Raw genomic sequence first — 12,759 nt, 5'->3', positions numbered from 1 at the left:
TCAACCCCTTTTTTTGTATTAGGAATTATTTTGTTTCTGAAACCACTCTCTTAGCTGATTCATATGAGCTTGATGATAACGGTTATGGTCAGCCATATGCCATAATCCCCAACGTACCGTAGCTTGCTTTTCGTTCTGATGTCCAAAAGTAACTACTCGATCTAGGTCAGCATCTGCTACTTGTGTGCAGGTTTCTTTCAGAAGGGTTAATACACCCTCATATTGAGAGATAAGTGTGTCACGTGAGACACCTTGAATCAGCGGAAGTCTATCATTTTCATCAATCATGGGACCATATTGCTCTATTAATGGCTGCGGAAGGACAACTCCCTTTATTCTATAAACCCAATTCATATCAACAAACGTAATATGTCGTATTAATTGAGCTGTACTATTAAACTGGTTCTGTTCCCCTTTGTAATCTACCTCTTCTTGCGACATCCCCTCAGTAATCGATTTAAGTCGCTCACTATTCTCTCTTACTGCGGAAAATAACATTCCAACAATAGGCTCCATATTGGCTTCACCTTGTAAATCGTAAATCAAAGTCATCCCTCCTCGCTTGAGTACATGTCTATTTCGATGACTCTCTGATCAGTCTTTGATTCAATTCCCAGATTGCTACTCTATTACTATCCCATTTAAGTATTTTACGAGCTTCTTCATAAGCCACCCATTTATATTCTGAGTGCTCATTGGATATAGACAGATCCATTTCATCCAGTTCTACTCCAAAGCAATACTCAGGAATAACAAATGTATCAGGTCCCCACATAAAATAACCAACCACATCTACCACGGAGTGAGTCGAGCTTGAATTAAGGCTCCTGTATTGACTATTTAAGGGGATTCCCGCCTCTTCAAATGCTTCTCTCATGGCTGCTTCTAATGGTTTTTCTTCATCTTCACCTCCCCCAGCTATGCCCTGCCAGCTATGCCCTGCCAGTAACCTTCTCTTGATCTTCGAAAGATAGCATATGCATAGTCATTTGAATCTTTCAACCTGGTATAAGGAAAAACTAATATTTGAAATGGTGCTCGAGACACAGGTACATCCCTCCTCTTTACCTTCGCTCTTTCAACAGTTCCTTAATCTCCCTTAACTCTGATAATATTTCTTTGGTGTGCTGGCTATTTTTTGAGTTATCTATTCCAACTTTCACAACATAAATACCGAGGAAGAGATACACCACCAACATAATGATCATTCCCATGTACATCTCTCCTTTCCAAAGTAGCAGCACATTGCTACGAACGTTTACTGCCGTCTATATGCTCTCTTTCCAACTGATTCCCATGGAATGCCTTCAAAATAAAAGCCCGATCCGGAATGTTCAACCGTTCATACGATTTCAGATACTCCCTATTGTCATATGGAACACCAATGAATTTCACGTCCAGTTTGCCCTCTTGGAGATCCACGATGCCATATCTGGCAATGGCAAGATCGTTACAGCCTAAAGCTCCCGGATTCAGATATACTCTTTGATCTGTCCTATAATAATGAAGAATATGATGATGACCAAAACAAACCAAATCATGGGCCGTCCCCTGATACTTCGCGTCTAATTTGGTTCCAGATGGTTCTTTATCGATGACATCCAACTTGTCGTTACTCATATGATAGTGAGTTAGAAGGAACCGATGTCCTTCCACCTCTTTTTCAACGAATTTCGGTAGAGCTTGTATTCTCTTGATCGATTCTGCACTTAGATGTTGACCAATCCATTCATGGTGCTCAGCTATGCCTTTATGCCCTTCTAATGGCCCCTTATTTTGGAGCAAACTCAATACGGCCTCTTCGTGATTCCCTGAAATCGCTATCATATTTTTACGACTGCACAACATCTCGATCACTTCATTGGAGTAAGGGCCAATGCCGATCATATCCCCCAAGCAAAATGTATGCTCAATGTCTCCTCTGGAATCGATATCAGCTAATACTGCTTGAAGCGCAGGAAAATTCCCATGAATATCGGTTAAGATGGCAACCTTCATTGTGATTCCTCCTCAGGAATATACATCGTTTGAATCTCCTGTACACCCGGAATAAAGCCCAGATTCAGATATACGGACTCCGCATCATTTCCTTGCATCACATACAATCGTAGCACGGGATACTTACCCTTAAGTGCATTTAATGCTCTCTGTAACATCAGTGTAGCAAGCCCTCTTCCTCTATATGCCGGCCGAACCCCTATGCTATATACGGCAGCCTGATTATCCTGCAGACAAAGACGACAGTTGGCAATAAGCTGTCCCGTTTCCTTATCGTACACAAGCGTGGAGGCTTGAGTCAGAATTTCATTGGTATAATTAGGATCATCACTTGGAATAAAATCTGCAAGCGTGGTATGTTTTCTTCGTGTAGCTTCAAGACTTCCTGCAAAACTTTCCAGGTCACACTGAGCAATTTCATCTTCATTTACATATTTTCTGGTGCCGGTTTCACTTTCAATAATCTCTGGACTCTTCACGGTTACCCTGCTGTCCCATTCGACTTCAAAATGATCTGTAGGCCGCTGCATCCAGCGACATCTGAACTCCACTGGCCAGAATCCAGCTCTTGCGTATAGATCAACTTGGTCTGGAAGAATCTCAAAGGTCAGAATGCGTTTGGTGCGATCGGACCACTGCATTAATTTATCCTTCAGAAGTTTCAATACCTCAAAGCACTGCTGGAATGGCGGGATAAAAAACAAATGATACATCCGGTTAGGCTCCATTCTCACGCCACCTATTTTGCTTTCCCCCTTGTAAATCCAGTACGCACTGATCTTGGAAGAACTGAACTCTTCTTCCCTGAAAAATCCGACATAACGCATATCATAATAAACCGTGCAATATAATCCCCATTCGGCAAAATCAGCTTTGCGAATCGAATATTCATCCGACAGATCATATTGAAGAATATCTGTAGACCATTCCGTTAAACTCATACGTCATTCCTCCTCAATTCTAATTACATGTACAGCAATTAATGAACCTTTCTATACGCCACCCCGTGAACATGAATTAACACATGCTCTGCTTCCAAACGTTCAAAGAAATCCAACATGTCCTTAAACGGATTCTCGAAATACGAAGTCAGGTATGCAAGCTCTGGCGTTGTTTTTATAAAATTGTAAAAAAAGTAGGGGTCCATGTTGCCCACATCCTCTGGACTACCAAGGAAAACCTCTAATGTCTGCCCTGTTTCTGTATTCTTGAACATACAGTGCTCACCGTGAACATCAAAATACCAGTTTCCCGTTAATTCTTCTTCTCCATGGATTACATCCGCATTGGAAAGCAAATGGTACGCCCCTTCGAGAATTGCCGTCCGATCAGGCTGATCCGTTTCCAATATCAATTGCTCGATCAATTGCCGCGCGATTCTTTGGTACATATCCATCACAGCCAATAATTCTTCCATAATTTCCTGTGTTATTGATTTCATCATTTCAGATCCTTTGCCCTTTCAAACGAAGATTAACTGCCAGACCTTGCGGTTAGCAAAGATAAAATAACGTATCCAAAAAGTTGAACCGTAAATACAATGGCGACAAACTCAACCATGATGCTGTTCGCTGCATTAAAATCATTCACAAGATCCACGAAGATCTTCCCAGGTCGGGATAATACATCCCACGAATTCCACCGATTAAATCTACCAATGTAGACCCCTATACTGCTCAATAGCAAAATAACACCGACAACCATCATACTAATGTACTTATTTATTAATTTGTTTAACATGCCCTGGATTTGAATGATCGAACAAGTCGAGAGCAGCAATCCGATAATCGCTACGGCAAACGTCAGAGTGAGTCCATACCAAAAATCAATATTAACCCAAAATTTAACCTCCCCTTGAGCATCAAAATATCTGAATGAATGCAGAATCTCCGTAAAAAGGTAGGCCGCATTAGGCAGGAAAAAGAGCCATACTCCACACATCAGCCCCATACATATCATGCTCGTTGTGGTTAATTTCTTATTGAATATGTACCTAATGCAGGATGAGATGATGAAAGGTACCCATGCCAGGAACATATCCCAGCTTAAAAAGCGATACATATTCGTATCTGTTTGGGCACGTAAATACATCACAACACCTAAACAACAACAAGTAGCCACAAGCAAGGTAACGATGAATCTTAGATCTTGAACCGGATGTTTGTTATCTTTCATTTTGCGCTGTCTACTTCCCTCTCCCTGATGAATTATAAATACTTTTTAAATGCCTTGCTGGATTCTCCGTTGTACCCCAATTTCGTATAAAAGTGATGTGCTTCCTGTCTGGATGATCCACTGGTAAGAAACACCTTCACACAATTTTTCTGCACACACACTTGCTCTATATAATTCATCAATTCAGATCCGTATCCCTTGCTCTGTACATGTTCCGTAATGATAACCCGCTCAACTACACCAAATGGTCTATTTTCCACCAAAGCATCCAGACAAATATGTAAATGAGCCGTTCCGATCACCTGATCACCCAGTTCATACACGAACAAGAAACTGTTTGGGTTATTCCGAACCTCTTCAATCCGTTCTGCAAGTACCTTCGTGTTTAAGTTGTTCGGCAATAATTCTTTATATAGTCTTTCGATAACCGCTGCATCCCTAGCTTCTGCCTCTCTTATCATCAAGCTTCCCCTCCCTGTTACCTCACTTGATAACTTAAAATGATATCACCGTTGTCTTCCAACTCACCCGTTTCTTGAAACCCGCAACGCTTATACAGCGCATTTGCCGTACTGTTATGCGGAACATGGGATACCCTGATTTGCTGGCAGTCACTTCTATCTTGCAACATACGAATCACTTCTTGAATAGCAAGTTTACCGTAGCCCTTCCCCTGGTACTTCTCATCCATCATAAAGCGCAGAATCCAGTAATACCCGTCATTGTAGATCTCATTATCAAACAAAATAAAACCGACCATCTGATCCTCTGCAAAAATGCCATATGGTTTGGACGTAATTTCCTTCGTCGCATGCATCAATGAATCCGCATTACTTGCGACCAAATCCAGCTGATCCTCCCGCGGTTTAAGGTTGATGCATTCGAATTCATTTTCTTTGGTTATAGGTTGTAGCGTCACTTGCTCCATATCCACAATCCTCTCTCCTTGCAGGCTTATTCACTAGATTTTCTTGATCAATATAATCTCCAAGGGTTGTGTATCCAGCAACAGAGCCCCTGCGTCAACATACCCCAGCTTTCGATAGAAATGTTGGGCATGTTCATCTGATTGCGTTGAAGTCATCACGGTATCGAAGCCTTGTTGCTTCATTAAACTTTCCCAGTGATGCACCACTTTTTTGCCAAATCCACCGTTTCGATAGGGTTCATCAATCCAGATCATATTCATGAAGGGAAGGTTGTCCCAAAAGTAACCGTACCTCATCCATCCAACTCTTGATCCCTCGTCCTCATCCCATAGGATGAATATTTCTTTCTCACGAATCTTCGTTTTCACAAGTGCATGATGGATATGTCGATCTCTATCAATGATATAGTCGTAATCGGCTTCCGTTGCATATTCAATCTTCATTCGTAATACTCCCTTCATTAACTACGTCCATCATAACCCAAAATGTGGTAGTTGCGAACAGTTCTTTCCTCTTTTTTTCCATGCCAAAAAACCACGGTTTCCCGTGGCTGCACTCGCTCTATTTTCCTCAATCCGCTGTGGATCCGCTCACCAATTGCCCCTTGTACCATACGGCCTGCCGCGCAGATCGCCGCGCAACGGCTTCCGCCGAACAACTTGCATGGACCAACACAAAACTCGCTGGGTCTCCCACCCTCGGCCAGACTTGTTCCCCTTGTGAATCCAGCGGTGTGATCCCCCCTGTTACGAATGCCAAAGATTGAGACAAGGACAATTCGTCACTATATCCGTACAGTTCTGCGAAGCGTCCCGCTTTCTCAAGCAGGTCCCCATTGCCAAAAGGAGACCAATGATCTGTCAGGCTGTCTGTGGCCAACTTCACGTTCACACCCATACGGTGGAGCATGGGAAGAGGCATCATCGTTCTGCCAATGGGCACCGTGGAAGCAATGCTCATCCCGAGCGAGGCCATTCGCTGCGCCAGTTCTTCCGCTTCCTGCTGCTCTGCGCGGGCAAACCAGAACGCATGACTTACCGTAACTTTACCCTGAAGCCCTGCTGCTTCGGTCAGATTTGCGAGTTCCAGCAGCGTTTGTTTGCCTGCCTGCCCTCCATCATGCAGATGTATATCAATGCCCGCCTGATGCTGAACAGCCAGTTCAACCATGGCGTTCAGTGATCGCTCAATCTGTTCGTCCACTGTATGAGGATCAAGTCCGCCCACATGTGTTGCACCTTCCTTCATCGCTTGACCCATAAGCTCCACTGAATGGGAGCGAAGCAGTCCATGCTGCGGGAAAGCCACGATTTCCGAAGAGATTTTGCCAGAAAATGATTCCAAAGCCTGCCGCGTTGCTTCCAGTCTTTTCAACCCACTGACAGGTTCAATATTACAATGACTACGTACATGAGTGGAGCCGCATCCCTGGATCAAGGTCAGAATACTCTCCGCTTGACGCTTCGCATCTGGCAGAAGCTTGGGCAACAGAACCTTCTCTTCTTCAATGCGATCGAAAATACTGGTGATACGTTTAACCGCTGTCCACGGCCCATCGTAGTACGTTTTATCCAGATGAATATGTGCCTCCTCGAACGAAGGCAGCAGCAAAAGTCCCTTGCCATCTATTTGTGGTAGATCACTAGACAACATGTCGTTTCCTTCCACAATCGCCGCAATCACTCCATCTTCAATCCGCAGATGAGCGGGGCTTGTCCGTGTCCCCGTCACCTGTTCTCCTTCTCGAACATAACTCCTCTCCAAAGTTACGTTAGTTAACCAGTATGCCTGCTTCATCATGTCATCCCTCTTTTCTCACCCGGCATTACGTCTTCCGGATACCGATTGATAATCTATGATCCATGGTACCATACGGGTTCACAGGGCAAAAATACGTAAAACGTTGGTGTTCCATATGCGGAACGTTTATATTACGCTACCTTAATACATACAAAAAAACAGGCACAATACGTGCCTGCCCTGTCCATATCACCTTAATCTTCTATGTTCCCTCTTCCATTAAAAATGAAACCGCGCATGCCCTCCATCGGTCACGCCTTCAATCTGTTCGATATCTAGCAATCTGCGCTTCATCTCTAGGCCTCCACGGAACCCGGTCAGCTTGCGATTAGCCCCGATAATGCGGTGGCAGGGTAGCAGAACCGGAATTGGATTGGCTCCATTTGCAGCCCCAACTGCGCGCACAGCCGAAGGTCTTCCAATGGCAGCAGCGATGTCACCATAGGTCCTAATTTCACCGTAAGGCACACGCCCTAACTCTCTCCATACCTCCTGCTGGAAGTTCGTTCCGATCAAGTCCAGTGGAATAGCATCTGTATAAGTCATCGGTTTCCCTGCAAAATAGGACTGTAACCAGTCCATCATGCCTGTTTGTTTCAGCGCATGTTCGTTCTCTTCCAGTTCCACCCCAGGTGCAATTTTCTGTATCCAGCCGTTCCAATCCTCCAGTGTTTCGTTGGGCATGACCACTCGGCACAATCCTTGTTCCGTAGCGAGCAGCACCCATGGACGACCGTCCAACTGCATCGTAGTGTACATCAACTTTTTTCTCATTCGTTTATCGCCCTCTCCCCGGTGGAATGCTTCATGTTAGGACTAGGAGGTAACCTGCTTCTTCACCTTACGTTTCATACTGCGGATCATCTGCTTGCTCTCCGGATCAACGCGATAAGATTCCGTGATTTTCTGAAGTGCCTTATTATACGTAAAATCGTCCAGGGTATTATGGTTCAGATAACGCAGAGTCACCTCAGGTTGTTTCACATAAGCCATTGAGATGGCCCAAGCCACTGCCATTTTCACATAATACGCCTCGTGACGAATCTGATCCAATACGGTCAGAACCTGATCAATATATCTCTCATTCAGATAAAAATTCAACAGCATTACCACGCCAAACCGAATTTCATATTCCTGATCTGATCTCAGATACGGCTGCAAGAACGCCCACATCGGCTCCGAATGGAGCTTCGTATATTTCAGTCCGGCACAGAAGCTGTCACACACCGACCAGTTGTCAATCTTCGGTACAAATGTTTCAATAGCCTTTAACAGTTCGTCCAGATCAGCCTGGACATGTCCAATGACCATGGCTTGCAGCATCACTTCTTCAAAATATTCATCCTCTGCCGTTTCCAGATACGTGCGCCAGTCCCCGGCGGCAAGCTGCTTGGCAATTTTTCGTAAAGCCGGCAACCTTACACCTAGTACATTCGTGATGTTGGGAATAAGCGCAGCCGAGAATTTCTGATACTCCGGCTCAACCATGCTGAGCAATTGTGTTCTGATATCTGCTTCCACTAGCGCATGTCCTCCTCGTCTGTTGCTGTACAACAAGTATATCCTTGCAGCGGCTGTTTGTAAGCCCATATCGAATGTTTGAGCAAGATTACAATATCATTTTGGGTGCGCTCTTTTCCCTTCATTTGTTTAACCGCCAACCCATTTCGTTTAAAAATATGAAGCTAACCGTTTAGAAAGGAGTGTCGATATGAACGGACCTCATACCAAGAAAGATTTCTCCGTGGAGGAGATCACCGAACAACTCGTGCAATATGTGCAATCCCGGAACCTTCCCGATTTCTATAAATTGGTGAAAGAACTGCATCCCTACGACCTCTCACTCGTGTATAAAAAGTTCCCTGAAGAAGAAACCAATCGATTTCTTCTCCTGTTCAAACCCGATGCGCTGGCGGATCTCGCCGAGACCCTGAAGCTGCACGAACAGATTCAACTGTTTGAACGACTTGGGCCGGAACGAACGCTTGAAGTCATGCAGCAGATGGACAAAAGTGATCTGATCCGGTTCATGCACGATTTGCCTGCCAAACGCAGAGAAGAATTGCTGTCCAGCATGAATCTGGACCACTCTGCCATTATCCGGTCCGTGCTTAATTATCCGCCGGAGACGGCAGGACGCATCATGACAGATCGGTACCGGACCCTGCTCGCCCATGAGACAGCCAAGGAAGCCTTGCGACAATCGCAAGGTACCATGCATATCTCCGCCTCCAGTTACCTTTATGTGACCGATAATGAAGGCAAACTGGTCGGTGTCGTGAGTTATCGCTCACTCGCCTTGGCTGACGACAAGACCAAGGTTGAAGAACTGATGAACCAGCGGGTGATCCATGCAACGGTGGATATGGACCAGGAAGAAGCCGCACAGCTTCTGCAGCGTTATGAGTTTATGGCGCTTCCGGTAGTGGATGAGAATCACAGGTTATGCGGTATCATCCAGATGGATGATGTCATCGATATTATTATGGATGAAGCGAGTGAAGATTTAGCCAAGATGGGGGGCGGCAGCAAGGATATCGACTTTGATACCAAACCACTTGTTGCCGTTAGACGCAGACTTCCCTGGCTCATTCTATTGCTGCTAATTGGCTTAATCTCGGGAAGCATCGTGGATTTCTTCGAGGATACACTGAATCAAGTAGTCGCATTGGCATTCTTCATGCCGATGATCGCAGGTATGACGGGGAACACAGGAACACAGTCTCTGGCTGTTGTGGTACGCGGATTGATCGGACGCAAACTCGACAAATCCACCGTACTCGCACTGATTGGTCGGGAGATCAAGGTAGGCACCATGATTGGCTTGGTCTGTGGATTGCTGATTACTGTCATCGCTTATTTCTGGCAAGGGGACTGGCTGCTAGGCGCCATAATTGGGGTGTCTCTGTTCCTCACTCTTGTCATTGGCACACTGACTGGCACCTGCATCCCGCTTCTGCTTAGTCGTTTCAAAGTCGACCCGGCTGTTGCCTCTGGCCCATTAATCACCACATTAAATGATATCTTGTCCCTGTTTATCTATTTTGGAATCGCCACACGTTTTCTCGATGCCTTGATGTAAATAGGTTGTGCATACAGCAAAACAGACCTGATCCTGAGATCTAGGTCTGTTTTTTCGTTTTATTTTTATCCCAGTGTTACGCTGATCTTTTATTTTTATTATAGATATCAAACGCTACCGCCAGCAGCAGTACCAATCCCTTAATTCCCTGTTGCCAGTCAATACCGAGACCAATCAGGGACATCCCGTTATTCAGCACACCCATAACCAAACCACCGATGATCGCACCAAATACCGTACCTATGCCCCCTGAAGCGGAAGCACCACCGATGAAGCAAGCCGCAATGGCATCCAACTCAAAGTTGGTACCCGCTCTTGGCGTAGCCGCATTCAGACGTGCGGCGAAGATTAACCCTGATACCGCGGCAAGCGTACCCATGTTCACGAAAACCCAGAAGGTTACCTTTTTTGTTTTGACCCCAGACAGACCTGCGGCCTTCTCATTACCTCCAAGCGCATACACATGTCGTCCCATGACAGTACGATTCATCACGAAGGAGTACACAACGATCAGGACAAACAGCAGGACCAGGATATTCGGAATACCCGCATAACTTGCGAGTACAAACGTAAACAGATTTGTCACGACAGCCACCACAATCAACTTGAGCAAAAACAGTCCCTGTGACACAACCTCGAATCCGTATTTTCGCTGGGAACGGCGTTCCCGCAGTTCATTGACAATGTACCAGACGGTGAGCACAAGACCCACAATGATGGATACCAGACCAAAGCCTGAGAATTGAATGTCCGGCAGGAAGCCCGAACTTATTTTCTGGAAACCACCCGGGAAAGGAGAGATCGATTGCCCCTCCAGCACGATCATCGTCAAGCCGCGGAACAGCAACATCCCTGCCAGCGTCACGATAAATGCCGGAATCCGTACATAGGCGATCCAGAAGCCTTGCCATGCACCGATCAAAGCCCCAACCAGCAAGGAAGCGATAACTGCAAGCCAAGCCGGAAGCTGCCAATCAACCATCATAATCGCGGCAACGGCACCCACAAAGGCTGCAATGGAACCAACAGACAGGTCAATATGCCCGGTAATGATGACCAGCACCATTCCGATCGCCAGCACCAAAATGTAGCTGTTCTGCAAAATCAAATTTGTAATATTAATCGGCTTGAGCAACAGCCCGCCTGTAAGTACCTCGAACAAAAGCATAATCACTACCAAGGCAATAATCATGCCGTATTGACGGATATTATTTTTGAACAGCTTTGTTATCATTTCCATGCTTGCCGCCTCCAGACTTGGTCATATATCTCATCAATGTTTCCTGCGATGCTTGTTCCCGGCTGACTTCACCGGTAATTCGCCCGGCATTCATCACATAGATCCGGTCACACAGGCCAAGAACCTCCGGAAGCTCAGATGAGATTACCAGCACGCCCTTGCCTTCAGCAGCAAGCCGATGAATGATCGTATAGATTTCGAATTTCGCTCCCACATCAATGCCGCGGGTAGGTTCATCCAGGATCAGAATATCCGGTCCGGCAAAAATCCATTTGCTGAGCACCACTTTTTGCTGGTTGCCACCACTCAGATTACCGGTCTTCTGCAAAATACTTGGTGCTTTGATGTTCATGCTTTTCTTCATCTCTTCCGCCACCAGCACTTCTTCACGCTCGTTCACTACGGCGTTTCGCGTCAGCTTGCTGAGACCCGTTAAGGAAATATTGCGCTTGATGTCATCCATCAGAATGAGTCCATATTCCTTGCGGTCTTCTGTCACATAAGCAAACCCGTTCTGAATGGCCTCGGTGACGGTATTGTTGTGGATCGGTTTACCATTCTTGATGAGTTGCCCCGAAATATTTCGGCCATAGGATTTGCCAAAGATACTCATCGCAAGCTCGGTACGCCCAGCGCCCATCAGCCCTGCAATGCCCACAATCTCCCCACGTCTGATATTCATATGGATCTGATCCAGTACTTTCCGCTCGGCATGATGTTCGTGATATACCGTCCAGTCCTTTACCTCAAGGATAACTTCACCAATGGTGGCATGACGCTCCGGATAACGGCTGGTGAGATCACGTCCTACCATGCCGCTAATAATCCGGTCCTCCGACACTTTTTCCTTCTTCATATCCAACGTCTCAATTGTCTTGCCATCCCGTAAAATGGTCACGGAATCGGATACCTTGGATACCTCATTCAGCTTGTGTGAGATCAGAATACAGGCGATGCCCTGTTTCTTGAATTCCAGCATCAATTGCAACAGATTTTCACTGTCGTCCTCGTTCAGCGCAGCGGTTGGCTCATCCAGAATAAGCAGCCGCACCTTTTTGGAGAGCGCTTTCGCAATTTCGACCAGTTGCTGCTTGCCTACCCCGATGCTGGATACCAGCGTGTTTGGATTTTCGCTCAGTCCCACCTTCGAGAGCAGTTCTCGTGTACCCACAAAAGTTTCCTTCCAGTTGACTATTCCTTTGCTGGCACGCTCATTGCCCAGATATATATTTTCCGCGATTGAAAGGTAGGGAATCAGGGCCAACTCCTGATGGATAATAACGATTCCCAGATCCTCGCTCTGCTTGATATCCTTGAACTCACATTTTTTGCCCTGAAATAAAATGTCACCTTCATACGTGCCATGTGGATATACACCACTCAACACCTTCATCAACGTAGATTTACCTGCGCCATTTTCACCACATATGGAATGAATTTCGCCTTCACGGACTTTCAGATTGACATTTTCCAGTGCTTTGACGCCAGGAAAGGTTTTGGTGATGTTCTTCATTTCCAGAATGATTCCGGCCATG

The 12,759-nt window shown here is 45.7% G+C and carries 15 protein-coding genes and 1 pseudogene; 1 reads left to right on the top strand and 15 read right to left on the bottom strand.

Annotated features, from left to right (window positions below):
- Positions 1-18: 18 nt before the first annotated feature.
- From BLS69_RS00780 to BLS69_RS00725, 13 genes and pseudogenes are all read right to left on the bottom strand, one after another.
- Positions 19-546, bottom strand: coding sequence for a DinB family protein (locus BLS69_RS00780; protein WP_091027836.1), 528 nt, complete (start codon positions 544-546; stop codon positions 19-21).
- Between the two features lie 28 nt (positions 547-574).
- Positions 575-1,047, bottom strand: a pseudogene (locus BLS69_RS00775) (NUDIX pyrophosphatase).
- 17 nt (positions 1,048-1,064) lie between these two features.
- A complete protein-coding gene (locus BLS69_RS32025) occupies positions 1,065-1,214 on the bottom strand; it encodes a hypothetical protein (RefSeq protein ID WP_165980251.1) in 150 nt (49 codons plus the stop codon).
- Positions 1,215-1,248: 34 nt separating this feature from the next.
- Positions 1,249-1,998, bottom strand: coding sequence for a metallophosphoesterase family protein (locus tag BLS69_RS00770; RefSeq protein ID WP_091027834.1), 750 nt, complete (start codon positions 1,996-1,998; stop codon positions 1,249-1,251).
- Positions 1,995-2,939: a GNAT family N-acetyltransferase gene (locus BLS69_RS00765; protein ID WP_091027832.1), complete on the bottom strand. Its 945-nt coding sequence runs from the start codon at positions 2,937-2,939 to the stop codon at positions 1,995-1,997. The genes BLS69_RS00770 and BLS69_RS00765 overlap by 4 nt, the downstream gene beginning before the upstream one ends.
- 38 nt (positions 2,940-2,977) lie before the next feature.
- Positions 2,978-3,442, bottom strand: coding sequence for a DUF6896 domain-containing protein (locus tag BLS69_RS00760; RefSeq protein WP_256332193.1), 465 nt, complete (start codon positions 3,440-3,442; stop codon positions 2,978-2,980).
- Between the two features lie 29 nt (positions 3,443-3,471).
- Positions 3,472-4,035 carry a DUF1361 domain-containing protein gene (locus tag BLS69_RS00755; protein WP_256332327.1) on the bottom strand — a complete coding sequence of 188 codons (564 nt, stop codon included), beginning with the start codon at positions 4,033-4,035 and terminating at the stop codon, positions 3,472-3,474.
- Between the two features lie 170 nt (positions 4,036-4,205).
- Complete coding sequence (locus tag BLS69_RS00750) at positions 4,206-4,634, bottom strand: GNAT family N-acetyltransferase (RefSeq protein ID WP_176872523.1); 429 nt, start codon at positions 4,632-4,634, stop codon at positions 4,206-4,208.
- 17 nt (positions 4,635-4,651) lie between these two features.
- The gene (locus tag BLS69_RS00745) at positions 4,652-5,101 is read right to left on the bottom strand and encodes a GNAT family N-acetyltransferase (RefSeq protein WP_256332326.1); all 450 of its coding nucleotides are present in this window, start codon (positions 5,099-5,101) and stop codon (positions 4,652-4,654) included.
- A 33-nt stretch (positions 5,102-5,134) separates the two neighbouring features.
- Entirely contained in the window at positions 5,135-5,545 is a 411-nt protein-coding gene (locus tag BLS69_RS00740) for a GNAT family N-acetyltransferase (RefSeq protein ID WP_091027820.1), read from the bottom strand.
- Positions 5,546-5,672: 127 nt separating this feature from the next.
- The gene (locus tag BLS69_RS00735) at positions 5,673-6,899 is read right to left on the bottom strand and encodes an amidohydrolase (RefSeq protein WP_091027819.1); all 1,227 of its coding nucleotides are present in this window, start codon (positions 6,897-6,899) and stop codon (positions 5,673-5,675) included.
- 222 nt (positions 6,900-7,121) lie between these two features.
- Positions 7,122-7,676 carry a methylated-DNA--[protein]-cysteine S-methyltransferase gene (locus BLS69_RS00730; protein ID WP_091027817.1) on the bottom strand — a complete coding sequence of 185 codons (555 nt, stop codon included), beginning with the start codon at positions 7,674-7,676 and terminating at the stop codon, positions 7,122-7,124.
- A gap of 42 nt (positions 7,677-7,718) precedes the next feature.
- Complete coding sequence (locus BLS69_RS00725) at positions 7,719-8,423, bottom strand: DNA alkylation repair protein (protein ID WP_091027815.1); 705 nt, start codon at positions 8,421-8,423, stop codon at positions 7,719-7,721.
- 190 nt (positions 8,424-8,613) lie between these two features.
- Here BLS69_RS00725 and mgtE point away from each other — a divergent pair, with 190 nt between their 5' ends.
- Positions 8,614-9,984: a magnesium transporter gene (gene mgtE, locus BLS69_RS00720; RefSeq protein WP_091027814.1), complete on the top strand. Its 1,371-nt coding sequence runs from the start codon at positions 8,614-8,616 to the stop codon at positions 9,982-9,984.
- A gap of 76 nt (positions 9,985-10,060) precedes the next feature.
- Here mgtE and mmsB read toward each other — a convergent pair whose 3' ends face one another.
- The gene (gene mmsB / locus BLS69_RS00715) at positions 10,061-11,224 is read right to left on the bottom strand and encodes a multiple monosaccharide ABC transporter permease (RefSeq protein WP_091027812.1); all 1,164 of its coding nucleotides are present in this window, start codon (positions 11,222-11,224) and stop codon (positions 10,061-10,063) included.
- On the bottom strand, positions 11,193-12,758 hold the full coding sequence (gene mmsA / locus BLS69_RS00710; protein ID WP_091027810.1) for a multiple monosaccharide ABC transporter ATP-binding protein: 1,566 nt from the start codon (positions 12,756-12,758) through the stop codon (positions 11,193-11,195). The genes mmsB and mmsA overlap by 32 nt, the downstream gene beginning before the upstream one ends.
- Position 12,759: the final 1 nt, after the last annotated feature.

The organism is Paenibacillus sp. CF095 (assembly GCF_900101225.1).
Lineage (GTDB): Bacteria > Bacillota > Bacilli > Paenibacillales > Paenibacillaceae > Paenibacillus.
The sequence above is the reverse complement of the archived record's forward strand: the minus strand, read 5'-3'. Positions and strand labels throughout refer to the sequence as shown.

Coding starts and splice junctions, on each gene's coding strand:
- mmsA (WP_091027810.1), bottom strand. CDS start 12,758: ATGGCCGGAATCATTCTGGAAATGAAGAACATCACCAAAACCTTTCCT.
- BLS69_RS00745 (WP_256332326.1), bottom strand. CDS start 5,101: ATGGAGCAAGTGACGCTACAACCTATAACCAAAGAAAATGAATTCGAA.
- BLS69_RS00755 (WP_256332327.1), bottom strand. CDS start 4,035: ATGTTCCTGGCATGGGTACCTTTCATCATCTCATCCTGCATTAGGTAC.
- BLS69_RS00735 (WP_091027819.1), bottom strand. CDS start 6,899: ATGAAGCAGGCATACTGGTTAACTAACGTAACTTTGGAGAGGAGTTAT.
- BLS69_RS00750 (WP_176872523.1), bottom strand. CDS start 4,634: ATGATAAGAGAGGCAGAAGCTAGGGATGCAGCGGTTATCGAAAGACTA.
- BLS69_RS00740 (WP_091027820.1), bottom strand. CDS start 5,545: ATGAAGATTGAATATGCAACGGAAGCCGATTACGACTATATCATTGAT.
- BLS69_RS00770 (WP_091027834.1), bottom strand. CDS start 1,998: ATGAAGGTTGCCATCTTAACCGATATTCATGGGAATTTTCCTGCGCTT.
- mgtE (WP_091027814.1), top strand. CDS start 8,614: ATGAACGGACCTCATACCAAGAAAGATTTCTCCGTGGAGGAGATCACC.
- mmsB (WP_091027812.1), bottom strand. CDS start 11,224: ATGGAAATGATAACAAAGCTGTTCAAAAATAATATCCGTCAATACGGC.
- BLS69_RS32025 (WP_165980251.1), bottom strand. CDS start 1,214: ATGGGAATGATCATTATGTTGGTGGTGTATCTCTTCCTCGGTATTTAT.
- BLS69_RS00765 (WP_091027832.1), bottom strand. CDS start 2,939: ATGAGTTTAACGGAATGGTCTACAGATATTCTTCAATATGATCTGTCG.
- BLS69_RS00730 (WP_091027817.1), bottom strand. CDS start 7,676: ATGAGAAAAAAGTTGATGTACACTACGATGCAGTTGGACGGTCGTCCA.
- BLS69_RS00760 (WP_256332193.1), bottom strand. CDS start 3,442: ATGATGAAATCAATAACACAGGAAATTATGGAAGAATTATTGGCTGTG.